Below are 24763 nucleotides of genomic sequence, written 5' to 3'. Positions count from 1 at the left end.
CCTACTTATTATCATACCTGCGTAAGCGGGAATCTGGATACCTGCATACGTAGATATGACACAAAACAGGATTGCTTCGCTCTAACTTCTTGCCTCCTAGCATAACACCGATTATTTTTTGCAACTTTTAAACTGCCATGATGGACTCTAAAACCGCTTCTTTCTGTAACTTTCAACAGTTGTGGTGTTTTTTCTCACGAATATTTTTTATAAGTTTAAATTTTGTTAGTAATAGTTACAATTTTAATTAAATATAACCTACATTAAATAGTCAACTAATTTTTTATTAAAAAAATAATGAATTCAATTTAAATTAATATATAATTTTTTATAGTTTAATCGCTAAGCCGTTGTAAATAATATTTAATAAAAGGTATAAAATGCTAGAAAACAACTCAGATCAAGATAATTCAGTTCAAGAAGATATATGGCGTAATGAATTAGGGGAAACATATGAGGAGCAAGAGGATCGTTTAGATCGTGAAGAATCTATTAGAAAACGCAATGCGATTATATTTGTTTTTATTCCGATGTTAATAGGGTTTTTAATATTTACTCATTTTTTTCTTAATTACATAGAAGAAAAGAACAAACTGGCGAGACAACAACAATCAACTATCATTAATAGTAGTCAAGATACAAAGAAAGAAAATTAGGAGAGAAGTACAGTTATAATAAATTATATAAATGGTATTATTAGCCCAGATATTGCATGATAAATTATTACAAGGGGTTCAGAGGTGAATATTGGCACCTTTATACAATATCTGGGTTAGATTTTATAATTTATACAAAGTTGGCAAGATTAGTAAGAAATTAGCTATTGAAAAAAAATATATAACTAACAATCAGGGGCAAATTTATAGTGTCTGTAAGATCAAATCTTGACTTCTACAAAATTTCTAGTTGTAACAATATCACGATCGTAACATGGCATTAAAGTTTTATAGCAACTTGAGAAAACAAAAGATGGGGTTGTAACTTAAATGTAACAAAGTATAAAAATTACTATTTTTTTAAACCAATATATAATAAACTGTTGCAATAATTTTTATTTTTAGTTAAAATATACTTTATTATTAAAGTAATGTAGGTATTTAAATGGAAGATATTAGTGATTGGCAAGTAAAATACGAAAATTGTAAATATGCTGATAGGTTACTAAGTAAATTATCTGAGCTAAACCAGCAAGTAACTATACCTGTAAATATTAATGAGATTACAAAAGGTATCTATTACGCCAAGAAATATCATGGTAGCCAAATGCGACAATCCGGTGATCCTTATTATTCTCACCCGATAGAGGTGGCGTATATGGTTGCTGAATATACAGCATTAGAAATGCCAAAATATTACAGAACTGATATGATCATTACCAGTTTACTACATGATACTATTGAAGATACAACTTTTACCGAAGAGATGATTGCTGTGATCTTTAGCAAGCAAATCGCTAGGCAAGTGGAAGATTTGACTAGAATTAAATCCTATGGGAAGATTAGTGCTGCAGAAATATTGAATATATTATTTCAACAAAAGAAATATGATGTATTATTGATTAAGCTATTTGATAGACTGCATAATATGCAAACTATAAGAGCTAAATCTCCTGAAAAAGTAAGAAAAATCATAGTAGAGACTCTTAGTAGGTTTATGAGCCTTAGCATGTACTTCAATACACCAAAAATTGAACAAAATTTTGCAAAATTATGTTCTGAAGTAATACATAGTTATTATAAAACTAATAACTATGATTCACAGTTACGGTTCTCTAACCTTGCAAAGTAAAATACCCCAAATCCATAGCTTATTACTATAGGTAACATAATACATAATATTCCTAGTTGCCCCATATACTTTGTACAATATATGAAACCAAAAGAGGTAACAATAGAGATTGTGGCATGTGCTAAGGCGTATACAACACTACTACACGTAAATCGTTTAAAAACAGGAAAATATTTATAAAAAATTGCACTAGCTGGAGATGAGTCAGGTGCAAATAATATAATCAATATTTGTATTATCAATAAATGTATAGGGGTGCTGACTTTATCAAGAAAATAAGGGCAAAATATTATAAAAGTAAAGAAAATTACCCACCTGACTTTAATAATTTTTAAAGGAGATATCCTATAACTTAGATACGATAATAACAACATGGTGAATAGTTGTATTATCGAAATAAAAAAGTTATGATAAAGAACATCTTCAACACTATAAAAAAAAGAATTCTTGAGTATATTACCACAATAAAAATACACAAAATATGTTGGCACTGGACCAGCACATTGAATTAAAAAATAAAATAATACCGTTTTTTTTTGCACTTTCTCTTCTAAAATTATATCACCTTTTAATATTTTTTCATCAATATAGTGCTGATCAAAAAATGCTTTTAATCGTAATTTTGCATTAGCAAATTCTGGGGTTTCTCTTAACTTAGTTCTAGCAACTGTACCTATAGTGGCAATTATTATTCCAAAGGCAAAAAGATAACGCCAATTAAATCCATAATTGGTAATTAAGAACCCTAAGCCTAATGCAACCATTGACCCTAAGGAAGCACAAACCGCAATTACCATTACCACAGGATATTGTATTGGTGGTTTGGTTATTTCCATTAAATATAGTTCTGCTCCTACCCTTTCACCTAAGGAAGATATACCTTGTATTGCACGGCATATACAAATAATCCATGAAGCCGTAATACCAATTTGTTCATAAGTCGGTAAGGTAGCCATAATAAAACACGAGGTTGCCATCATAAAGGTTGTAATAGTGATAGTTACTTTTCGACCAATATTATCTCCTATCCAACCAAACAATAATGCTCCGAATGGTCTAAAAACAAAAGTGATACTATATGCAATTGCAACAAAAAAAGAGGCAGATTCTGGGTCATTTTTAGGGAAAAATAGGTTATTGAGAAAAACTGCCATATGGACATATAGCATTAAGTCAAAATATTCTAGGAAAGTTCCTATTGAAAGTAACCCAACAGCTTCTTTTTGTTCTTTTGTAAGGCTAGTCTGGCGATCAGGGATAATTCTGGCATTTTCTTGAACAACTTTACTCATAACTAACTCTAATAATTGTTTTCTTCGGAATAAGTAGCCGTATTTCTAAAAGCAATAGGTAAATCACCATACTTTTTTGCCAATCTATCAAAATAAAATAATCCGTAGGCAAAACCGATAATTATTGGAATCATAACAACCAATAATCCCCAATGACCAAAATAGTCAGTAATGTAAGCAAACCCAAAAGCAATGATTATATACATCAAAGCCCGAGATACAGCACGTACCATACCAACACAAGTAAAACGTTTAAAGACTGGAAAGTTTTTATAAAAAATGGGAGCAGATGTACCTAAGCACTCCTCCAATAAAACTATAACGAATTGGATCAACAATAATTGATAAGGGGAATTAATATTATTCAATAAATATGGACAAAATAAGATAAAAATAGCAGATATGATCAGTATAATTTTTACGGTTACTAATGGATATACTTTAAAACTTAAATAAGATAATGTTAATAAAGTTATAAGTTCCATTAGACAAACCATAAAATTATGCTGAATAATTTCAGCTATGCTATAACCAAAGTTAGTTTTTAAAATATTAGCACAATATATATAAAGGAAATAAAAACATATCGGTCCAGCACATTGTAATAAAAAGAAAGCTAGAATAGTTTTTTTATCAACTTTTTCTTGCCACATCGGGTTATCCTTTAAGCCAGATGTATCAGTATTAGTTTTTTTAAAAATTTTTTTTATTCGACGTTTGGCATCAGCAAATTCTGGGGTTTCTCGCAACTTTGTCCTTGCCACAGACCCAATCAATGCCACTGTTGCCCCCAGCCAAAATGCCAGACGCCAGTTAAAACCATACGAAGTTACAAGTGAGGCAACCCCTAAAGCCACTAACTCTCCTAAAGAACTAAAAGCCCATATCAATGACACACTTGCGTATTGGATTGGTGGCTTAAGCGTTTCGGTTAAATAAAGCTCTACTCCTGTCATCTCTCCCATAGAAGATATACCCTGCATAGCCCGGCAAATGGTTACTATCCAGGTAGCTGTCACCCCTATCTGAGCATAGGTAGGTAAATTAGCCATAACAAGGCACGAAAACGCCATCATAAAAGTTGTGATGATTACGGTAGATTTACGCCCAATATTATCACCCAACCAACCAAATATTACTGCCCCAATCGGTCGAAAAACAAAGGTAGCACAAAAAGCAAAAGTCATCATTAAAGAGGTTGAGCGAGCATCAGTTGGCTCAAAAAATAACTCATTAAGCAGCCCTGCCATATGGACATATAGCATCAGATCAAAATACTCAAGAAAGGTACCTACTGAGAGTAACCCGATGGCTTCTTTTTGTTCTTTTGTAAGGCTAGTCTGGCGATCAGGGATAATTCTGGCATTTTCTTGAACAACTTTACTCATAGTTGCTCTGATTTTGTTGTTGACTTATGATAGCTCATATTTTTTCAATATTTTGTGTTAATATATTTAGTATATAGTATTTTATCGCTGCACTAAGTGATATAAGAAAAATAATTTTTATTCTGTCATATATGGACGAGTGAATTTGTCAAGAAAGAAAATAAAAAAATAGAGCCACAAAGGAAGCGGTCATATATTCGGCATCAAGTGCCATAATGGTTTCTGCATTCTTATAAATATCCTTGAGTGACCTCTCATTCCCACGGCTTCTAGAGCCTCGACATAATTACGGATTTTATTCAGAATACTTATTCATTAACTCTTTAACTTTCGTTCTCTTTATTGTTACTATTCTTTACTCACAATATTTATCAATTACCAATTTTTATTTAGTTGACATAGTTTCTTCTTTTTTTCCAACTAAACTAATTTGCAACATATTCGCTACCATTGGTGACTACTGCATAAGCAATCCTTGCTAACTTATTTGCTAAACCAACACATATAATATTATATGATTTATTTTCAGCAAATTTCTTCACTGCCCACTGCACTAGTTTATCTTTTGATTCCTTATCACTTTTTGCTCTTATTGCTATTGTCCTTGCGGCTTGAATCAACATAGTTCTGGCATATCTATCTCCTTGTTTGGTAATCCCTCCTAAAACTATCTTATCTCCTGAGCTATGTTGCTTTGGTACCAAACCAAGCGAAGCAGCAAAATCCCTCGGGGTTGGATAACTTTCCATTGGGGCTACACTCAAACAACTAGCATTGATTGCTCCAATGCCAAAAATTGTCTGCAACCTAGTAGCTTTCTCACTTTGCTTATTATTGCTGATAATCAGCTTTTCTAAAGTTTTTTCTTTGTCACATAAATCCTCAATTTCTTTACATTCTAAAAGTAAAATTGACCTTACCCCAGAATTTATATAACCTTTACTATACGCTAACTCTACCTCCAGCCTACATGATTTGCAAAATTTATTTTTACTTAATTTTGTATTATAGCCATATTCACATAAACTTGATATTGTAGAATTAGTTTTTTGCACACGATCTCTGATCGTATTACTTCTAATTTTATGCAAGAATTTTATATCTTGTTCCTCCTTGCTTTTTAGTAGCACAGTTTTTAATTCTGGATCACGAGCCGCTTTGCATATTACTAACGCATCGTTATAATCATTTTTCTGTTTCGATGTAGCATAAACTTTTACATCTTTTGTTTTCATTAGTTTGACTTGCAAACCAAGCTTAGCAATTTCCTGTGACCAATAATTAGCTCCTCCACATGCCTCCATAGCTACCAATGAACTTTTATCGAGATTGCTTAAATAGGCTATTAACTCATCTCTTGTAACTTTTTGGTAACCTATTTTTTTGCCATTTTGATCGACTTGCACCAAGTGCATACTATTTTTTGCTAAATCTATTCCTATTATAGTATTTTTTATGCTATTATTTATCATGGTATGGACCTATTAATTAAATTATTATTTAATTTGGAGCAGCTGAAAACTATTTTTCAGCTGACTCCGTACAAGTAAAGCATATTTCGCTTCACTCGTCCATACCATCATTCCAGCATCTAATTTGTCATTTCCGCTTCGGTGCGGAATCTAGATACCTGCCTACGCAGGTATGACATTTTACACAAGGGGGACAAAACAGGATTGCTTCGTTGGCTTACGCCTTCTCGCAATAACATTTTTACCCATATTCTGTCATTCACTCATCTAAAGAATTAAATATAACCTGCATTGAATAGTCAACTAATTTTTTATTAAAATATATTTATTGTTCTTAATAAAAACAATGTTCAATAATTCACTGGCATTAGATATGGTTTTGATGGTTAATACCCCTTAATTTCGTGTGGTATTTTAGCAATATCTCTTTTATTTCCTTCGGGGATGATTACTGTAGTAATATTTTCTCTATAGCTAATTTTCGTGATTCTTTCATTGCAAGCTCTCTGAAGCTTTACATATAAAATTTAATGACCTAATTATCGTACTAAATAACGCCAAAGTTTGTCGGTACCTTTGCTAATGCCAATTCTAGGGGTAGTAATAAATTGAGGAGTATCACCTACGTCAATAACACAAAAGGATTGATTACTAGTCATATCTTGACCATTTTGGGTTTTATTAATTCCAAGGGTACGACATAATTTACCAGGCCCATCAAGTAAAACTGCTGAAGGTTTGTATTGATATACTCCTCTAATTAATACAGCAGCTGGAAACCCTGGTTTTTCTGTCACTATATTTAAACAATAATACATACCATAAATTAAATATACATAGGCATTACCTGCAGAACCATACATAAGCTTTGTACGAGGTGTTATCCCCCTGACTGCATGGCAAGCAGGATCATCTTCTCCAACATAAGCTTCTGTTTCAATAATTCGTGCCTCTATATTACCAAAACACAGAACCTTGCCCAGTAGTTCCTGTGATACAATAAGCGTATCTCTTTCATAGAATGATTTTGGAACTATTGTAGACATCTTAGCCTTTGCAAAAAAGAAGAAGACCCATTATAACATATTCTTATGTAGATTATGAACCAAAAAGAGGCAATCATTTGAGTATGCATGATAATGATATTAAAGATCATGATAATTCATCAATTTTGCAGATCGATAAGAATTTAGATTTTTATCGATATAAAATTACTATTGAATATTTAGGAACTGCTTTTGTTGGCTGGCAGAAGCAGAAAGGTGCTTTATCTATTCAACAAACACTGGAAGATGGTATCCATAAATTTACTGGTGAAATAGTAACGGTTCATGGAGCTGGCAGGACTGATGCAGGGGTTCATGCTTTAGGGCAAGTAGCACATTTCGATTTAGTGAAATATATGTGTCCTTATAAAGTTATGCAGGCTATCAACTATTTTGTGAGATCTTACAATATAGCGGTAGTTGATTGTGTTCTAGTAGACAAAGATTTTCATGCAAGATTTTCTGCTTTAGAACGTCATTATGTCTATAGAATTATCAATAGACCTAGCCAAGTTATAATAGATTTAAATCGTGCTTGGTGGATAAAACAACCTCTTGACGTTGAAGCAATGAGACGCGGGGCTTCCTACCTCATAGGACATCATGATTTTAGCTCATTTAGAGGTAAATTTTGCCAAGCAAAGTCACCTATAAAAACCTTATCCGAATTAATTATTATCCAAAAAAATGAAGAAATAAAAATATATTTTTCTGCTCGATCTTTTTTACATAATATGGTTCGAAATATTGTTGGTAGTTTAGTATTAGTTGGACGAAATATATGGCAGGAAGATGATATCCAAAGAGTTCTGAATGCTAAAAAAAGAGAAATAGCCGGAGCAAAGGCTCCGGCATGTGGGCTGTATTTCCTTAGAGTTGACTATAATGACTTATCACTACTTCAAAAATTGTTTAAATAACTTTTAAAGTAGTGGCTAATGCAAAATAATTATTTATTGGGTCTTTACTTCTACTTGTACAACTTTCTTAATGTTGTTATCGAAATATAAAAGTAAATCAAATTTATCACCAACTTTTAGTGTAGTTTTTAAATCCAAAAGCATAATATGCATACCGCCTGGCTGTAAAATAGCACTAGTTTTCGCTGGAATGACTAGCTTATCTAGTTGTACCATTTTGCTAACACCTTTTTCGTCAACAAAACTTTTATGTAATTCAACCTTGTTAGCGACCTCGGAAGAAACATTTACTAAATTATAATTTGTATCAGAATTATTAACTATTTCAAGATATATTGCAGAATTATTACGTTTGCCAATAGTAGTTGATATGGAAGGTCTTGCCCAAGCGTTTCGTGTGTCAATGGAAGTAGCTAATGTCGCCGTATTATCCGGATTACTGTTGTTTGGAGCGGCGGCAAAGCATACTGACAGGCTAAAACATAGGATGGTAGCAATGATGGCTATTATATTCTTCAGTATCATATTATCCTCATAAATTAAGTTACTCGAGTCATTCATTAGACCTCTTGCATAACCTAAAGATAATTGAGGAATTTTTAGGAAAAACGAAGTCGAATACCGCAGTGTACTAAGATGTACGTGAGGAACGGAGACGAGTTTTGACAACAAAATTACCAATTAGATTAGGTTATGCAACAGATCTATTATAGTATACACTATATTATACATACACTAAGTATATTTAGTATATAATTCTAATTTTGGTTTATTTTAATAAATTTTTGTTTAACAGGATCCCAATTATAGTGAACATTTACTGTTTTAATTTCCGTAACTGTAATGTCTCCATTAGATAACTGTGCAACATCAAAACCTTTTTGGATAGATTCAGTAATTAGAGTCGTTGATTGACAAATATATCTAACATTAAAAAAAGGATTATTATCAGTATCTAATGAATTGGTAGCTTTCTTAGTTAGGCTATTCAAAATAGGTATGTTTTTTTCTTTCATTCTAGATAACTTCAGATATTCTGTACTGTTTTATAGCAGTTTTGTAGTAAAGTGGCAAGGTTTGTTATTAGGTTAATTTTAGTATAATTAGTTTTTTTATAATGAGGTGTGTGTAGTGCTAGAAAATATTGATTTTTCAAACTCGTCAATAAGGCTATTTTTCTATTTCTTAAAGAAAAGAAAAATTAAACTAATCGTTTTAGGTTTGTTATGCATAATGTTGGGAACGATACCTACTATTGATGGTGTATTGCTCCAAAAGATTATAAATTTGCTAGAGTCTTTCTCTGATGAAGAAGCTAAATATCTACCTTCCTCTATGATGTATTGGGCAATAATATATGCAGTTTGGTGGATGGGTGTCAATGTTATATGGCGGGTTTATGATTATGTTTATCTAAAAACAATACCCTATATCAAAGGACAGATACTAGATGAGATGTATAATTATACTCAGTATCATAATCATAAATTTTTTCAAGAAAACCTGGCTGGTTATATTACCAATCGTATTACTGAAGCTTCTAGGTCTTTTGAAATGGTTCTATCGTTATTTGGTGAAAAAATTATATATAAGTTAGCTGTAATTGTCTTCTCTCTAGTAGCCATGTACTCGGTTCATCAAATATTTTTCACTATATTCCTGATATTTATTTGTCTTTTTATAGGAATTACTGTTATTTTTTCAAGTACAGTAAATAAATATTCAGTAAATTATGCCCGAAGTAAATCAATAGTTGCCGGTAAGATTGTGGATTTGATATCCAATATTAGTACAGTACGGATGTTTACTTCTCATAGATTTGAACGTCAAAATCTAGAAGCAAGAATAGATAATGCGATAGTCAATGAACAAATTATGCAGTTTTTCATGTGGAAGCTACGTAACGTACTAGGAATAATCTGTGCTATAATGATTTTTATCATGATTTATTATTTGGCACAGCTTCGTAGTCAAATGCAAATAACTATAGGAGATTGTGTCTTGATACTTACTTTGTGTATGGCTGTTACTACTGAAATTTGGGATTTAACGCAAGAAATAGGGGATATGTTTGAAGAATTTGGTTCTTTTCATCAAACTTTATCATTGATGAAACCTCATATTATAAAAGATATTGACAATCCCCATCTTCTAAGGGTTGCAAAAGGTGAGATAGCATTTAAAAATGTTAGTTTTAAATATTACCATAATAATAATTTATTTGAGAATAAATCTATTACAATTTTGAGTCAACAAAAGGTCGGATTAGTAGGATTTTCTGGCTCAGGAAAAACAACTTTTATCAATCTTATTACACGGTTGCATGATATAGACCAAGGAGAAATTTTAATTGATGGGCAAAATATTAGATATGTAACTCAAGACTCTTTGCGAGATAATATTAGCATAATACCACAAGAACCAATCCTATTTCATAGGACAATTATCGATAATATTAGATATGGAAAAAAAGATGCTAGCTTAGAAGAAGTAATAGAGGCGGCAAGAGCAGCTCATATACATCAAGTTATTGCCGCCATGCCGGAAGGGTACCAAAGCTTATGTGGTGAAAGGGGTAATAATTTGTCAGGTGGTCAAAGACAGAGAATAGTAATCGCCCGGGCAATATTAAAGAATGCTCCTATATTAATCCTTGATGAAGCAACAAGCAGTTTAGATAGTGAAACTGAGAGCTTAATACAAGATTCTCTATCTTACTTAATGCAAAATAAAACTGTATTAGTTATAGCTCATAGATTATCGACTTTGTTGAATATGGATAGACTTCTAGTTTTTGATGCGGGTAGTATAGTCGAAGATGGATCGCATGAGGAACTATTAAAAAACAGTAAACTGTACAAAAAGTTATGGAAATCACAAGCGAAAGGTTTGATAATTTAAATTTCTAACTCACCTTACGCATACCCCCATAAGCGTTAGTTTAAGAAAACAATAATTGAGAAACCGTCATTGCGAGGAGACCGTAAGGTCGACGAAGCAATCCAGAAAAATGATTAGAAATGGGTTGCCACGCCACCTACGGTGGCTCGCAATGACGCTAAGCTATTTTCATGACCTTTTTAAATGCCATGCGTAAGGTGAGTTTCTAAAATAATCTTAAGTTACATTAAATAAACTTTCTGGGAAAATAATAGGTTTCTTCGTAGAACACCCGATAGAATTATTTTTGATCCATTCTTCGTCCAAAAAGTTCATAACTAACGACTCATCCGATATCTGGCTTAGTCTATTTATCATTAATTCTTGTACTATTAACTTCTGTATTTTAGGATCTAGCATATATTGTTTAGATTCCAGCTTAGGTTCTTGAATTAATTGAAATATAGCTTGTATAATCCCACCTAATAACAATCCACGAGTAAGTTGTATATCTTGAGCTGGCACAGATTCACCAGAATTATCTAGATTTATCGGATATCCACCTCTATATATTTTAATTATACCATTATCTAAAGGTAAACATAGATTACTTAGTACATCTGAGATCATATTGGGATAATTATTTTGAATGATTTTAAGTAACGATTGAAACTCAATATCTTGTGATGAGCAGCTGATTAAATTTTTGATTCCTTGTATCTCATTTATATTAATAGAAATACTAATATCTTCACCCGTACAACCAAAAATATAATCTGCTTCCTGAAATAGCAATTGAGTACTATTAACAACCTTAACGGAATTTATGAAATTACATTTTTCTTTGATCTTATCGTAAACTATTACTTTATGATTAAACGATAAAAGTTTCTGAACAACAGCCCTTCCTATTACTCCAAGTCCGACTACTCCTGACGTAAGCCCACTACTACGTAGTGACAAGAATTTATCAAGTTTGATTTCAACAGCTCTTGCAATCATTGGAGATTCTAATAATTGTTTTGCAGCAGAAAAAGCAACATTAACTACGGGTACAGTAATGTTAGTTTTTTTAATGTGAGCTATACCTGAAGATGTTTGTTCTACAGCAAAAACTGTATAATTGTCACTTAAAGATTTTGGAATATTTGTTATACACTTACTACCGTCATCAAGGATAATAATATTATTAGATTTTGTATTGATTAAGGTATTGCTAACCTTATTCCACATATTAGCTATATCTTTATTAAAGCAATCATTGAAATTACCCAATTGCTGGGGTTGGGTACAATGATAGTGTATTACTCCTAATTTTATAATTTGCTCTACCACCTCTGGACAAGTTGAATATATTTTACCCATTATATGAATGTTGCTTGGCTTGGCACCGAGCATGATAAGAGATTTTATTAGGTCAATTGTTGTAAATAGAAGATGTTGTATACAAACAAATGTTACATCTGTTAAATTGATATCCTTACAAACCTTTAACCTATCTACTATAGTTTGCAAGACTGGTAATATTTTTTGTTTATGCTCAGTATTACTCATAACGCCTTAGGTTAAGTTTGTAGTATATATAGCGATACAACCATTGAAGAAGCTAGATGAAGAACAGAATAATCTTTTATCTTCATTAGAAGCAGATTCTAGAAATCTAGAATCTGTTTCTGGTATAGTTCTGTTAGGTAATATTTGACCAAATGGATCATTATTAGAATGAAACAGCTCAAAATTTATATTTTTAAGTGAATTAGTATTCAAAGTATCAATCTGATGGATAATATTTATTAATATATCTAATAATTTTTTTATTTCTCTTTGATCTTCAATTATACTGGGAGGATTTTTTAAATAGGGTGAACTATCACGTAAACTAGGATAGCTAAGGGAATAATAAACTCTACTTTCTTTTGTAAGCTTTGTTGGTTGCATAATAGTTGGTATATAATCTTTTAAACGATAATCATCCTTATATACTTGTTGTATTAAACTCATTGGTAATGCTGTATCATTCATAGTTGGTTTAAATGCGATACCTAAATCTTTAGCAATCAAAATCAAATGTTTTATAGTATCAATTAAGTAGGGTCTTGGTTTTAAATTACGTTTACTAATGGCATGTATAAAAAATGACCATAACAAACTGAATTCCGTAAAATCCTCTAATAACTGAAATTGTTGCCAACATTTACTAACTAAGTATTTATATAATTCAATATATGCATGATTATTTTTATCTAAAAACCACCCACTTGAGAAGACTAAGACTGTATTATACCAAGATTTTGTATTGCAGTTATATTTGTGAATATCTACAAATGTTTGCCAATGATCTGTAATATTACAAGGAACATGAATATCTTTACCGAATTTTTTTTTGATTCTAGTATGACTGATCATGTCAGAAATGCTTGGAATCATAAATGTCGAACGTGCTCCAGCTGATATATTCCAAATAGGAGTATTTAACGAAGAGTGTTGGGATCCTAGACCGAATAGATTCATTAATTCAAATAAACCAAACATTTCCCCTATGTTAAGAAAGTTAAGTGAGATTACTCTATTTTGCGCTTCAACAAAGACTTCACTAGCCTTATCAATAATAAGGGATAAGGGGATTTGGCTATACCCTAGATTTGTTTTTAAAATTGGTGGAATACACTTATCTTCTATAGAGATTGTTTTACCATCTAAAGTTGGTAAGTAAAATTCTCCTTTATCAACAATAAATGCACCATAAGGATAGTACATTTTGAATAAAGGATATTCCGCATCTTTATTAATATTATCGCATTTCTCTGCTAATGTAGGATTGCACCTATGTACCACATCTCTAACTTCTCTCCATTTTACTTGCTCAATATTTAATTGAACATATTGATCAAGAGTATTAAACATATTCATTACTTAAATAAGATATTGTAAAGATTTTTAACATAGTAATTTTAATACCAATGTTACTAATCATTTAATTTTTCTGCTGTTATAAGTAGAAGTATATTAGACTTTTTTATAATATTTAATTCCTCATCTGTAAAAACCTGTAAAGCAACTTTATCTAAAAATAAATCATACTTTTTTATATTTTTAAAGCCTACTTCTGTCATTAGTGATTTTAAAGTATCAAAATCTCTCTGATAAGACGTTACCACACAATCATTTGTGATACTTATTTCTATTGGACAACCATCACTATATTGATTGTTGTACAAAGGTCTTGTAGGAAGTTTTAATATACTAAAAACCTCTGGGTAAAATGAAGCACTTAAAATATCTAAAGTACATATTAAAACCTTTCCACCTTTTTTTAAGCATTTATAACAATTTGTAATAAATGCTTTAAGTTTCTCTAAAGTATCTATGTATAAAATTACAAAAATATTGAAAACAATATCATATTCACCTTGACCTACTATCTCAGGGCTGGCAGAATCAGAGAAATCTAATACATGTAGCCCAATATTATTATTTTGTACGTATTGTTTACATAATTCTATTTGATAATAAGAAAGATCACATCCTACTAATTTTAGTGGACATTCTTTGGAAAAAATCTCTAAGTACCTACCAAATCCACATCCTACCTCTAATAGAGCCTTATCTTTTGCACTACCTATTAAATTTTTGATATGTGGATTAACAACATAATTGTTAAACCTATATTCCTTTGTTTCACTGTACGAGTTAGCAATGTTGCTCAATTTCCAAATGTCCATAATACTATTTTATAGATTTGATAATAAGTACTTATTATCATTTTAAATGCAATACAATGCAACGATTTATTAAGCATTTTACCCTCCTATAAATGCCGGTAAAAATAGCAAGCTTTTTTTGCCACTGAATTTCTATCTTACGAAATGGTTTTTTATATGTTTTATTTACAATAGTAATAAATAAAAATAAAATTGTATGAAAGAGGCTAATTGTTGGAAATCACAATTCGAAACTTGTTGCTATTCAAATAAGTTACTAGATAAACTATTACTGTTAAATGACAAGACAGATACGATAGATATTCTCAAAGTAAAAAAAGCTATTTACTACGCCAAAGAGTACCATGGTAAGCAAAAGCGAGATTCAGGGGAACCTTTTTATTCTCATCCAATTGAAGTTGCTTGTATTTTTACTAACTATACTTCACGGGAGAATATAAAATTTTTTAGAACAGATTTACTGGTTACATGTGTACTACACGATACGATTGAAGATACAGAGATTACTGAAAAAATAATTGCCAATAATTTTGGTAAGTTAGTTGCCAGTCAAGTTCAGGACTTAACTAGAATAAAAATGGATCGAAAAATTAGCTCAAAGGAAATGGTAGAGTCGTTATGGCTTCAAGGTAAATATGACATATTGCTTATTAAATTGTGTGATCGAATCCATAATATGCAAACAATTGAAATTAAACCACCTGAAAAAATAAAGAAAATAATACAAGAGACTAAGTATAGTTTTTTACCACTAGCTAAATATTTTGGCTCGACAATTGAAAATGAGCTACGCCAATTATGTTTAAAGCCAAAATTGTAATAGACCTCTTGCATAACCTAAAGATAATTGAGGAATTTTTAGGAAAAACGAAGTCGAGTACCGCAGCGTACTAAGATGTACGTGAGGAACGGAGACGAGTTTTGACAACAAAATTACCAATTATATTAGGTTATGCAAGGTCTAATGGAAGAAAACAAATTCTTCCTACTCTCCTACAGTCATTCATGAAAAGTTAGTGACGGGGAAACTATTTAGGTGAGTATGGCGTCCCCCAAGGCGTTAATTCTCTATAACGCCAATATTCTTTGTAAATATCGTCTAATTGTTCTATCTGTGCTTTTTCCACACCCCCAGCCCAAGGTTTTGTTCCTGAATAATGTAAAATAAATTTTGTATAATAATTTGTATTGGTTGTGCTTGATCTATAACTAGGGGTATGATTCCATTTATGTGAAATATGGTTAATTCTATCGTTAAAAGCTATATTTATTATATCTTGTTCAAACATTGAAAGAGAACATACAGTATTGTTTAATGAATTTATTAAACAATCTTCCGCTTTATTATTTCTCATATTTTCTAAATTAAACCACATAACACCGGCATTTATATAAAAATACGGTAAAGCATGATTACACCCAAGTTCGTTATGACCAGGATTACCGGCATCATAGCTACCTGCCACAAAATAATCCGTCATATCAATAGTTTTAAAATAGCTTAAATCTTTTAAAACTATTAAATCAGCATCCAGCGATAATACCAAGGTTAAATTCGGCAAAATTTTACTAAAAAATGGTCTATAGCTTATTAAAAGAGGCCAGTCACAATTTTTAAATTTACTTTTTATTAATTCTATCGGCAGTAAATTATTATCAACATTTATAAAATTTATTTTGTAAGGCTTTATATCCTGCATAGATGACAGTTTTTTTTGCGATTCTATAGATATAGGGTCTTCCTGATCCATAATAAAATAAAAATCATAGAAGCTATCTAAGTCTGAATTTAACAAAGCTGATGCAATGGTAGTTGCAGCATGTACTGCATACTTATCATTTATAACAAGAGCAATATTAGTAACATTATTAGCCTCTATTCCGCTTAAATTCAAGGCTAGTTGATAGTTAGCAACGGCTGTCTTAAGGTCTATGTTCGCTTTCTCTAAAACAGAAGATCGACCTAATATATTAATCATGCTAAGCCTATAAAAAGCTTTAGCTGATAATTCAGGAATATTTAATGCTATCAGCTTATTAAGAAAAGCTACTTCATCTTGCATATAACCACTAAAATATTTTAGTAAATCTTCTTCTTTTAGGTCTTTAATAAAAGAAAAAATTTGTTCTTTATGATCTTTAATAATAATATGAGCTAAATTAAGGGCATATTCTGATTTATATAATAAATCTAAAGAATAGCTGCTGTTTTTTATGCCCCTATATAATTCAGCTTTTTCCTTTTTTAAAAGTTGTAAACGTGATAAACAATAGTAACCTTTGGCAATTGATACCCTATCTACCGCTTCTTCAATTTGGAAAAGACAAACCTTTTCAATGTAGTTTTTTCTTTCATCAGTTAAAAAACTATTGTTTAGATCATTAACCACCATATCAAATTCAAAACGATTTTTTCTTAAATTTGAGTAAATACGAGAGTAAGCATAATCACTTACTCTTTCAACAACTGATATTTTCTCATTTTGAATATTATCATTATTTTGCAGTGACACTAAGTCATTTGAAAATTTTTTTATTTTTATTTTTCTTTTATCATAAGAATAACCTCCTAATATAAATAATATTATTATTAACAAAGCTAATGCATATTTATATTTTTGTAATATTAATTTTTTATTCACTATTTTTCTCAATTTTATTTAAGTACTAAGACCATATTCAATATAGGATTGATTAGATTTAATGTATTCAATATCTGCTAAATACAGAAGATGATGGTTATCTTGTATATTTGCTGCAAATGTTTCGTTACCTTCTGCTGCTTGACTAAACATAAAACTTACTAATACTTGTAGTCTTTCGATAATCAAGTCTATCATCCCATTTTTATCTTTTTCAGCTAAACCATAAGCTTGGCAGAATAAACATGCTCTTATAATTTGCTCATCTATAGAACCAAATCCATCTTTATTATTGGGATTTGTCAGTGGAACCCATCGGTAAAGGGCATAAGCAACATCCCATAAGCGTGACCCTGGGTGACAAGTGTCAAAATCAATTATTCCAACTGCTTGTTCTCCATTCAAAACAACATTATAAGGAGCAAAATCACCATGACATATTACTTCTTTTGGGTGTCGAGATGGCAGCTGCCAGCATTTTTCATCGGAAACAACTTTAATTAAGAAATTTTGTGATGCATCATGATATTTACGTAGAAGACTAGCAGCAGATGTAAGGGCTTTTATCGATGCAGCATTATTGCTGAGGGGATAGTTACTTACCTCTCCTTTTAAAAAGCTAACTATTTCTCGTCCTGAATTATCAAATCCCACAGGCTTGGGAGCCGAAAGAAAACCTTCACTACGAATATGATCTAGAAGATTGTGAACTTGTTTAGTCCAGAACCCAGCGGGACGGTAAATATAATCGCCAATATTAACTATTTGCTCTTCACGTCTTAGGTGTTGCGAATATTTTTTTTTAATGTGGATAGTACTCACAACAACCTAGATATTTTGATGACAAAACTACCCTAAATATAAGAACTTAGCTAAGTCTAAAGAAATATATTATTACAACTGAGCCTTAGCTTTAGCCACTATATCTGCAAAACCTTGCGGGTTGTTAACTGCCAATTCAGCTAGCACCTTACGATCAATATCTATTGCAGCTTTTTTAAGCCCACCCATAAATTGGGAATATACTAAATCATGCTCACGCACTGCTGCATTAATTCTTTGTATCCAAAGCCCTCTAAAATCACGTTTACGATTTCTACGATCCCTATAAGCATATTGTAGAGCTTTTTCAACTTTCTCAATTGCTACCTTAAAGCAATTATTAGACCGCCCTCTATAACCTTTAGCAAGTTTGAGAATTTTTTTATGGCGATTTTTTGAAATTTTTCCTGATTTTACGCGTGACATATCTCACCTATTTCCTTAGTTAAATTGTTAAATTCCATATGGAAGGAAGAATTTTTTTAAATTCTTTGCATCTTGAGTACAGAGAATCGTTGTTCCTCTAAGGTTACGAAGTTGAGCTTTTGTCCGACGTCTCATGAAGTGTTTTTTACCAGCTTGAGTGGCACAAACTTTACCAGTAGCGGTAAGTTTAAAGCGTTTTTTTACAGCTGATTTGGTTTTTAATTTAGGCATTATAGTTCCTTTATTTGGTATTTTAAGGCTGTATAGCAAAACTAGGCATACCAAAGCCATATTGCTATATGGTGAAATATAATATTTTTTATGAATTATTGCAAGTTAATTTTTATATTATAGTCAATTTAGGAGAAGTTGGTAACATCGTCACTCTTAGGCGTCAGTTTAAAAAAATAAAGTAGAAAAATCGTCATTGCGAGCCACCATAGGTGGCGTAGCAATCCATTTCTATTCACTTTTCTGGATTGCTTCGTGACCTTACGGTCTCCTCGCAATGACGGTTTCTCAATTATTGTTTTCTTAAACTAACGCTTATGCGTCACTCCATCACTCCTGCTATCCAATTTTCCTGAATTAACTATACATTGAGAAAATTTAGCCTATCGAATGTACTTCTTAATATGGGAATGTAGGATTTAATATTATTATAAATTTTATCTGCTAGCTGCTCATCATAAGTATGCGAAGTGATATTTCTATCTAGAAGCATTTTTAGCCATTCTTGTTCATGATCAATCAGATGTCCTTTAAAAGCCTCTCTTAAAACATCTTTAGGATATTGTACTTCTACTCCTTTGCTCTCAAGAATCGCCCTTAATAATTTCCAAAATAATTCTATTGTAAATTCAAATCTTTGAATGCTAGCGTCTATGTTACTTCGATCTTCTTGCTGAGGTTTAGATGCAATATCCTCTAAAGAGGTTAAAGCTCTACTTAATTTTGAGAACCCTAACTCTATTTTAGGATTTTTCATATAATTTCACTCCTTCTCGTATTATAGATAATTTTAAGTCTGATGAATCATCCAATTCATCAAATCTTACACAATCTATTTTTAAAAGTGTATCAGCATTATCAATAATTTCTTGCAACTTTAACCAATCCTTAATGGTAGCATTAGGGCATATTATAGCTAAATCAATATCTGCTCTATCCTGATTATCGTTCCTTGCTCTAGAACCAAATAGCCAAATTTCTTCAACCACATTCTGTGATATTAAATCATTATAAAATTTATAGTCTTGCACTTTCACTTATTTATCCATTCGAGATATATTTTAATTTTCCTAATGACTCCACATTCTGAGTAGTTTTACTATTTGCCTATTCTCATCAATTGACTATAATGCTGTACATAAGTGAGCGACTTATTTATGCAATAGGTCTATTAACCTTTAATTTTAATTCATCAAGGTTAAATGTTATATTGATAATGGCACCACCTTCTAATCTGTTTGCTAACTCTAATGTTGCACAATGATCTTGTGCTATTTTTTTGATAATAGCCAGCCCTAGACCAGTTCCTTTAGATCTAGTTGTTATATAAGCTTCCGTAACCCTATCAATTAAATTTGCTTGGAAACCTACCCCATTATCATCTACTGTAATAATAATCTGATGGTCAGATTTAGTTATAGAAACAGTAATAACACCTTCTTGCAACTTAGTAAGCCCTATAGATTCTTCAGCATTTTTTAATAAATTAACCATAATTTGATTAATTTGAGTTGTGTCACAAATAAAATCTATATACTGATCAGTTGTAATAAACTTATATAATATTTTGTCATTAATTAATTTTCGTGATTCAACCATATTTTTTACAAGAATTACTAAATCACAATCCGTAAATACTGGGGCTGGTAATCTTGCAAAATTAACAAATTCAGAGACAATCTTCTTAATATCTTCAGTGTGACGTACTATCATATTTATGTATTTGTTAAATTCTGCTTTATCTTCAACTTGATTACTGAATTTCCTCAATAATCTTTCAGAAGCAAGATGAATAGGTGTTAAAGGATTCTTAATCTCATGTGCGACTTTCCTGGCAACATCAGACCAAGCAAGTGCACGCTGAGCTATAACTAAATCTCTTTGTTGACGATCAATTTGTTTAATCATCCTATTAAAGGCTGAGGATAAAACGCTTATTTCATCTTTATTAATAACGTCTTCTGGTACCTGGATAGTTAGATCGCCATTTTTAACTTTTTCAGCAGCACTCACTAACTTTCGAATAGGGCTTACTATTTTTATAGCAAAAATCATCCCCCAACTTATTGCAGCTAACAGTAATAATAAAGCAATAAAAATAAATACTATAGAGAATTTGATCTGCATACTGGATATATGCTTTTTAAGACGATAATACTCTTCAGCTGCTCCATTAGTTTTATTAATATGATCGGTAATTTTAGCATCAATCAATCTACCTACCAACAAATATACATCATTCTGCTCTTTAAGTTTTATAAGCATACGAATCTTTGCTGGATCAGATTTTATCTCAACAATCTCTCCTATTTCGGCTCTTTTCATTAAATGAGATGGAATAGTAGCAAATGAAATTGCAAAACTTAAAAAGGTGTTAGCAATAACAGTATTAGTAGGCTTATGTAAAACTATAACTTCGTCAAGAGAACGCATCTCAGCTTCAGAATTTAATGTCTCATTAAATAAAATGGGATTATGTATTAAGTCATAATACATTTCACTTAAATCATAAGCAACAGATAACGCTGTTTCTCGCAATTGCAGTTTATGCTCATTGATATAAGATTCTGCTACTATTATCGATTGATCAAGTACAGCAGAAATCTTTTTATCGAACCAAGACTGAATACCAAAGTTAAAAAAATATGCTGAAAATACTGAAACAATAATCGTTGGAATTGTAGCAACCAAACTAAAGGTAATGATGATACGATTTTGCAATTTTGAAGATTTCTCACCATCTCCTTTATCAACAAAATCTCGTAAAAATTTACGAGCTAATAAAATACCTAAAAATAATAAGATAGTAAGATCTACTAATATCAGCCCTATAACTCTACTTGGGTCTGGACCAAGAGACTTTGGCTCAATCGAAATCACGTAATAAGTTGAGCAAGCCAATATGACGGCTATAATTATTAGGATAAATACTAATTTACCGCTATCACAATATTTTTTAAGATTTTGGTAAAAGTGATTCAACATTTTCAACCTAAACGAACTCTAGTAATACTTGACCACTAACCACCAGATCCTTTTCATTAACTAGGATTTTAGCAATTTTCCCATTACGCTCAGCAACAAGTATATTTTCCATTTTCATAGCAGTTAAAACCATAATCTCTTGACCAACAATTACCTCACTACCTTCCTGCACTTTAATTGCAATAATTTGTCCTGCAAGCGGAGCTTGCATCTCTGTTTGCTCTTCTTGGATATTTTTGGTAATCATCAACGCTTCTAGTTCAGACATCCTTGGAGAACGGACATAAGCTTTAACAGTAATGCCTGAATGCGATAACATATAACCTGTTACGATATTTTGAATTTTTATATTGGCTTTTCTACCATTTACAATACAGGAAAAAAGCCTACTACCTAAGTTCCAATTACTGCGTATGTAGATTCTATCATTTTCTTGTCTTATGTTATAACCGTAATCTACTGAGGTAATTAAAATTGGAAATAGTTTGTCATCAATTGACACAACCCATCGAGTGCCAATTTTATTAGTTTGATCGATTATTTGACCAGAAATTAATGAGGCACGTTTTTGCTCGGTAATATAAACAAAAATGGCCGTAGCGAGGAATATTTTAGTAATTTCAGAAGTTAAACTTGCTCCAGAAAAACCATCTGGATATTCTTCTTCTATAAACGCGGTATTTATATCACCTGCTATAAAGCGAGGATGGGATATTACCGCTTCCAAAAAACTAATATTATGAGAAATGCCTTGTATTATGTAAGAACTTAAAGCAGAACGCATAACTTCAATAGCTTGCTTTCTAGTTTCTCCATAAGTACAAAGTTTGGCAATCATTGGATCATAAAACATACTGACTTCTCCTCCAAGCCCTAAACCAGTATCCACACGAATATTAGCATTTTTTGGCGGTTCTGAATATTCAGTAATTCTACCACTAGATGGCAAAAATCCACGCATTGGATTTTCTGCACAAATTCTCGATTCAAATGCATGCCCCTTTAATTTTATATCTTCTTGGGAAAATGATAATTTTTCACCAGCCGCTATTTTTATCATCTCTTCTACTATATCAATACCAGTTATCAGCTCAGTTACTGGATGCTCAACTTGTAGTCTAGTATTCATTTCAAGAAAATAAAAATTCTTATCTAAATCAACTATAAATTCAACTGTACCGGCAGAGTAATAACCTACTTTACTAGATAAAGCTATGGTTTCTTTATACATTTTCTGCCGTATTTCCTCGGTAATAAAAGAACTTGGAGCTTCTTCAATCACTTTTTGATGATAGCGTTGAATTGAACATTCTCGCTCACCGAGGCAAACACTATTACCATACTGATCAGCTAATAATTGTATTTCAATATGCCTTGGAGATTTTATTAATTTCTCAATGAATAACCTACCATCACTGAAATTATTTACTGCCTCAAGCTTAGCTGATTCAAAGGCATTAGCCATTTCTTCAGAGTTTTTTACCACTCTCATGCCACGCCCACCACCGCCAGCTGTTGCCTTGACTATAACAGGGAAACCTATTCCTTCTGCAATTTCTATTGCCTGATTTATATTGCTAATAGTACCAATATAACCAGGAACTGTACTAACTCCGGCTTCCAAAGCGATTTTTTTTGCTTCAATTTTATCGCCCATTTTCTTAATGGCAGAAGCATTTGGACCTATTAAGGTAACTCCTTCCCTTTTTAAAATATTCGCAAAATTGGAATTTTCCGATAGAAACCCATATCCCGGATGTACTGCCCCAGCCCCGCTCGCTCTAATAGCATTTATAATATTTTTAATTGACAAATAGCTCTCAGTAGCAGGGGAATTACCAATATAATAAGCCTCATCAGCATATTGTACATGCATTGAGTGTGTATCGGCTTCAGAATATACAGCAACTGATTTAATACCCATCTTTTTTAGTGTTCGCATTATTCTTAAAGCTATTTCACCACGATTGGCGATTAAAATTTTATCAAATAATGGTTTGGTCATAAAATCTCGTGCTTAAATATAATATTAGACATTATAACAGATGTTTTGCTCCTCACTAATAGATAATTAAAGAAAATTTTACTAATTTTTATATATAGTCAATTGATGAGAAGTTGGTGACGTCGTCACTCGTCGCTCCTAGCACCAAATCCTCCTGAATTGACTATAAGTCGTCATTGCGAGCCACCGTAGGCATAGTACTCTACAATTTTTTATTTAGTTCCTTATGATGAGTAAAAAAGCTGACTACTAAGCGTCATTGCGAGGAGGCGTAAACCGATGAAGCAATCCAATAATGTGTGGATTGCCGCGACCACTATGTGGTCTCGCAATGACGTATACTTCTATAACTCGTCATTGCGAGGAGCTACTTTAGTAGCGACGAAGCAATCCATGAGAATTAGTATAGATACATCAAGACTATATGGATTGCTTCGTAGGCTCACGCCTTCTCGCAATGACGTTTTTATGCTGTTTAATACTTATAGAATAAAAATTGTAGGGCTATGCACCGTAGGTGGCGTGGTAATCTATTTTTAATCACTTTTCTGGATTGCTTCGTGACCTTACGGTCTCCTCGCAATGACGGTTTTTCAGTTATTGTTTTCTTAAACTGATGCTTATGTTAGTATGCGGGAATCTAAGCCCCCTGCTTTCGCAGGGGTGACACTGAGGTAAGCAGATATGACACTTAAGCTATTCAAAAAACTTGATCATCGGGTAATATGTATATTGTTAGTATCTCAAAAAAGGAACTTCTTGCTATTCTTCGCTCGTCTCTACAAAAATTGTACGAACTATAACAGACATTGCTAAGTCTTTTTTGATAAGATATTTGTGGATAATGTTTAGTAAAGACAACAATATTGTTGTGGTTGGTTGCGGGGGTTGGATTTGAACCAACGACCTTCAGGTTATGAGCCTGACGAGCTACCAGACTGCTCCACCCCACGATAATATGCATAGTCAATTGATAAAAAACTGGTGACGTCGTCGCTCCACATAGTTAAGAAAATAAAGTAGAAAAGTCGTCTATTAGCGAGCCACCGTAGGTGGCGTGGCAATCCATTTTTAATCACTTTTTTGGATTGCTTCGTTGACCTTACGGTCTCCTCGCAATGACGGTCTTTTAATTATTGTTTTC

Annotated in this window: 23 protein-coding genes and 1 tRNA gene; 5 read left to right on the top strand and 19 right to left on the bottom strand. The window is 31.9% G+C overall.

Annotated features, from left to right (window positions below):
- The first annotated feature begins 380 nt into the window (after positions 1 to 380).
- Positions 381 to 656, top strand: coding sequence for an RC1041 family protein (locus ACQH1V_RS00965; protein WP_341749116.1), 276 nt, complete (start codon positions 381 to 383; stop codon positions 654 to 656).
- Positions 657 to 1101: 445 nt separating this feature from the next.
- Positions 1102 to 1788 carry an HD domain-containing protein gene (locus ACQH1V_RS00960; RefSeq protein ID WP_425360520.1) on the top strand — a complete coding sequence of 229 codons (687 nt, stop codon included), beginning with the start codon at positions 1102 to 1104 and terminating at the stop codon, positions 1786 to 1788.
- Here ACQH1V_RS00960 and ACQH1V_RS00955 read toward each other — a convergent pair.
- The 5 genes from ACQH1V_RS00955 to ACQH1V_RS00935 all read right to left on the bottom strand — a co-directional run bounded on the left by ACQH1V_RS00955 (position 1749) and on the right by ACQH1V_RS00935 (position 6986).
- Entirely contained in the window at positions 1749 to 3080 is a 1332-nt protein-coding gene (locus ACQH1V_RS00955; protein WP_425360519.1) for an MFS transporter, read from the bottom strand. The genes ACQH1V_RS00960 and ACQH1V_RS00955 overlap by 40 nt on opposite strands.
- Positions 3081 to 3088: 8 nt before the next feature.
- Positions 3089 to 4468, bottom strand: a complete 1380-nt coding sequence (locus ACQH1V_RS00950) for an MFS transporter (RefSeq protein ID WP_425360518.1) — start codon at positions 4466 to 4468, stop codon at positions 3089 to 3091.
- Between the two features lie 425 nt (positions 4469 to 4893).
- Positions 4894 to 5940, bottom strand: coding sequence for an IS110 family transposase (locus ACQH1V_RS00945; protein WP_425360517.1), 1047 nt, complete (start codon positions 5938 to 5940; stop codon positions 4894 to 4896).
- 386 nt (positions 5941 to 6326) lie between these two features.
- The gene (locus ACQH1V_RS00940; protein WP_425360920.1) at positions 6327 to 6386 is read right to left on the bottom strand and encodes a hypothetical protein; all 60 of its coding nucleotides are present in this window, start codon (positions 6384 to 6386) and stop codon (positions 6327 to 6329) included.
- A gap of 93 nt (positions 6387 to 6479) precedes the next feature.
- Entirely contained in the window at positions 6480 to 6986 is a 507-nt protein-coding gene (locus ACQH1V_RS00935; RefSeq protein WP_425360516.1) for a DNA-3-methyladenine glycosylase, read from the bottom strand.
- An 83-nt stretch (positions 6987 to 7069) separates the two neighbouring features.
- On the opposite strand from ACQH1V_RS00935, the gene truA reads away from it, so the two are divergent.
- Positions 7070 to 7906 (top strand): tRNA pseudouridine(38-40) synthase TruA, encoded by an 837-nt coding sequence (gene truA, locus ACQH1V_RS00930; protein WP_425360515.1) that lies wholly within the window; start codon positions 7070 to 7072, stop codon positions 7904 to 7906.
- Positions 7907 to 7939: 33 nt separating this feature from the next.
- Here the strand turns inward: truA and ACQH1V_RS00925 are convergent, their stop codons facing one another.
- Together ACQH1V_RS00925 and ACQH1V_RS00920 are read right to left on the bottom strand one after the other, a co-directional pair.
- Positions 7940 to 8467, bottom strand: a complete 528-nt coding sequence (locus ACQH1V_RS00925; protein ID WP_425360514.1) for a copper chaperone PCu(A)C — start codon at positions 8465 to 8467, stop codon at positions 7940 to 7942.
- A gap of 197 nt (positions 8468 to 8664) precedes the next feature.
- A complete protein-coding gene (locus ACQH1V_RS00920; protein ID WP_250311591.1) occupies positions 8665 to 8922 on the bottom strand; it encodes a DUF2671 domain-containing protein in 258 nt (85 codons plus the stop codon).
- A 115-nt stretch (positions 8923 to 9037) separates the two neighbouring features.
- On the opposite strand from ACQH1V_RS00920, the gene ACQH1V_RS00915 reads away from it, so the two are divergent.
- Positions 9038 to 10807: an ABC transporter ATP-binding protein gene (locus ACQH1V_RS00915; RefSeq protein WP_425360513.1), complete on the top strand. Its 1770-nt coding sequence runs from the start codon at positions 9038 to 9040 to the stop codon at positions 10805 to 10807.
- Positions 10808 to 11023: 216 nt separating this feature from the next.
- On the opposite strand, the gene ACQH1V_RS00910 is transcribed toward ACQH1V_RS00915, so the two are convergent.
- The 3 genes from ACQH1V_RS00910 to ACQH1V_RS00900 form a co-directional block, all read right to left on the bottom strand.
- Positions 11024 to 12340, bottom strand: a complete 1317-nt coding sequence (locus ACQH1V_RS00910) for an NAD(P)-dependent oxidoreductase (RefSeq protein ID WP_425360512.1) — start codon at positions 12338 to 12340, stop codon at positions 11024 to 11026.
- 6 nt (positions 12341 to 12346) lie between these two features.
- The gene (locus ACQH1V_RS00905; protein ID WP_425360511.1) at positions 12347 to 13690 is read right to left on the bottom strand and encodes a hypothetical protein; all 1344 of its coding nucleotides are present in this window, start codon (positions 13688 to 13690) and stop codon (positions 12347 to 12349) included.
- Between the two features lie 62 nt (positions 13691 to 13752).
- On the bottom strand, positions 13753 to 14508 hold the full coding sequence (locus ACQH1V_RS00900; RefSeq protein WP_425360510.1) for a class I SAM-dependent methyltransferase: 756 nt from the start codon (positions 14506 to 14508) through the stop codon (positions 13753 to 13755).
- A gap of 196 nt (positions 14509 to 14704) precedes the next feature.
- On the opposite strand from ACQH1V_RS00900, the gene ACQH1V_RS00895 reads away from it, so the two are divergent.
- Entirely contained in the window at positions 14705 to 15328 is a 624-nt protein-coding gene (locus ACQH1V_RS00895) for an HD domain-containing protein (RefSeq protein ID WP_425360509.1), read from the top strand.
- A gap of 208 nt (positions 15329 to 15536) precedes the next feature.
- Here ACQH1V_RS00895 and ACQH1V_RS00890 read toward each other — a convergent pair whose 3' ends face one another.
- From ACQH1V_RS00890 to ACQH1V_RS00850, 9 genes are all read right to left on the bottom strand, one after another.
- The gene (locus ACQH1V_RS00890) at positions 15537 to 17150 is read right to left on the bottom strand and encodes a glycosyltransferase family 8 protein (protein ID WP_425360508.1); all 1614 of its coding nucleotides are present in this window, start codon (positions 17148 to 17150) and stop codon (positions 15537 to 15539) included.
- Between the two features lie 18 nt (positions 17151 to 17168).
- On the bottom strand, positions 17169 to 17972 hold the full coding sequence (locus ACQH1V_RS00885) for a phosphotransferase enzyme family protein (protein WP_425360507.1): 804 nt from the start codon (positions 17970 to 17972) through the stop codon (positions 17169 to 17171).
- 72 nt (positions 17973 to 18044) lie between these two features.
- Positions 18045 to 18398: a 50S ribosomal protein L20 gene (gene rplT, locus ACQH1V_RS00880; protein ID WP_094648657.1), complete on the bottom strand. Its 354-nt coding sequence runs from the start codon at positions 18396 to 18398 to the stop codon at positions 18045 to 18047.
- A gap of 27 nt (positions 18399 to 18425) precedes the next feature.
- Positions 18426 to 18629: a 50S ribosomal protein L35 gene (gene rpmI, locus ACQH1V_RS00875; protein WP_094648668.1), complete on the bottom strand. Its 204-nt coding sequence runs from the start codon at positions 18627 to 18629 to the stop codon at positions 18426 to 18428.
- A gap of 361 nt (positions 18630 to 18990) precedes the next feature.
- Positions 18991 to 19386, bottom strand: a complete 396-nt coding sequence (locus tag ACQH1V_RS00870; RefSeq protein WP_425360506.1) for an HI0074 family nucleotidyltransferase substrate-binding subunit — start codon at positions 19384 to 19386, stop codon at positions 18991 to 18993.
- On the bottom strand, positions 19373 to 19660 hold the full coding sequence (locus ACQH1V_RS00865; protein ID WP_239832523.1) for a nucleotidyltransferase domain-containing protein: 288 nt from the start codon (positions 19658 to 19660) through the stop codon (positions 19373 to 19375). The genes ACQH1V_RS00870 and ACQH1V_RS00865 overlap by 14 nt, the downstream gene beginning before the upstream one ends.
- 124 nt (positions 19661 to 19784) lie before the next feature.
- Positions 19785 to 21614 (bottom strand): ATP-binding protein, encoded by a 1830-nt coding sequence (locus ACQH1V_RS00860; protein WP_425360505.1) that lies wholly within the window; start codon positions 21612 to 21614, stop codon positions 19785 to 19787.
- Between the two features lie 7 nt (positions 21615 to 21621).
- A complete protein-coding gene (locus ACQH1V_RS00855) occupies positions 21622 to 23619 on the bottom strand; it encodes an acetyl-CoA carboxylase biotin carboxylase subunit (RefSeq protein WP_425360504.1) in 1998 nt (665 codons plus the stop codon).
- Positions 23620 to 24495: 876 nt separating this feature from the next.
- Positions 24496 to 24572, bottom strand: a tRNA-Met gene (locus ACQH1V_RS00850).
- Between the last annotated feature and the right edge of the window lie 191 nt (positions 24573 to 24763).

The organism is Candidatus Tisiphia endosymbiont of Ceraclea dissimilis (assembly GCF_964030735.1).
In the GTDB taxonomy this organism is placed as follows: domain Bacteria; phylum Pseudomonadota; class Alphaproteobacteria; order Rickettsiales; family Rickettsiaceae; genus Tisiphia.
This window is presented reverse-complemented; position numbering and strand designations above follow the sequence as displayed.

Coding starts and splice junctions, on each gene's coding strand:
- ACQH1V_RS00905 (WP_425360511.1), bottom strand. CDS start 13,690: ATGTTTAATACTCTTGATCAATATGTTCAATTAAATATTGAGCAAGTA.
- ACQH1V_RS00860 (WP_425360505.1), bottom strand. CDS start 21,614: ATGTTGAATCACTTTTACCAAAATCTTAAAAAATATTGTGATAGCGGT.
- truA (WP_425360515.1), top strand. CDS start 7,070: ATGCATGATAATGATATTAAAGATCATGATAATTCATCAATTTTGCAG.
- ACQH1V_RS00950 (WP_425360518.1), bottom strand. CDS start 4,468: ATGAGTAAAGTTGTTCAAGAAAATGCCAGAATTATCCCTGATCGCCAG.
- ACQH1V_RS00935 (WP_425360516.1), bottom strand. CDS start 6,986: ATGTCTACAATAGTTCCAAAATCATTCTATGAAAGAGATACGCTTATT.
- ACQH1V_RS00965 (WP_341749116.1), top strand. CDS start 381: ATGCTAGAAAACAACTCAGATCAAGATAATTCAGTTCAAGAAGATATA.
- ACQH1V_RS00945 (WP_425360517.1), bottom strand. CDS start 5,940: ATGATAAATAATAGCATAAAAAATACTATAATAGGAATAGATTTAGCA.
- ACQH1V_RS00870 (WP_425360506.1), bottom strand. CDS start 19,386: ATGAAAAATCCTAAAATAGAGTTAGGGTTCTCAAAATTAAGTAGAGCT.
- ACQH1V_RS00960 (WP_425360520.1), top strand. CDS start 1,102: ATGGAAGATATTAGTGATTGGCAAGTAAAATACGAAAATTGTAAATAT.
- ACQH1V_RS00895 (WP_425360509.1), top strand. CDS start 14,705: ATGAAAGAGGCTAATTGTTGGAAATCACAATTCGAAACTTGTTGCTAT.
- ACQH1V_RS00955 (WP_425360519.1), bottom strand. CDS start 3,080: ATGAGTAAAGTTGTTCAAGAAAATGCCAGAATTATCCCTGATCGCCAG.
- rplT (WP_094648657.1), bottom strand. CDS start 18,398: ATGTCACGCGTAAAATCAGGAAAAATTTCAAAAAATCGCCATAAAAAA.
- ACQH1V_RS00925 (WP_425360514.1), bottom strand. CDS start 8,467: ATGAATGACTCGAGTAACTTAATTTATGAGGATAATATGATACTGAAG.
- ACQH1V_RS00855 (WP_425360504.1), bottom strand. CDS start 23,619: ATGACCAAACCATTATTTGATAAAATTTTAATCGCCAATCGTGGTGAA.
- ACQH1V_RS00910 (WP_425360512.1), bottom strand. CDS start 12,340: ATGAGTAATACTGAGCATAAACAAAAAATATTACCAGTCTTGCAAACT.
- rpmI (WP_094648668.1), bottom strand. CDS start 18,629: ATGCCTAAATTAAAAACCAAATCAGCTGTAAAAAAACGCTTTAAACTT.
- ACQH1V_RS00900 (WP_425360510.1), bottom strand. CDS start 14,508: ATGGACATTTGGAAATTGAGCAACATTGCTAACTCGTACAGTGAAACA.
- ACQH1V_RS00920 (WP_250311591.1), bottom strand. CDS start 8,922: ATGAAAGAAAAAAACATACCTATTTTGAATAGCCTAACTAAGAAAGCT.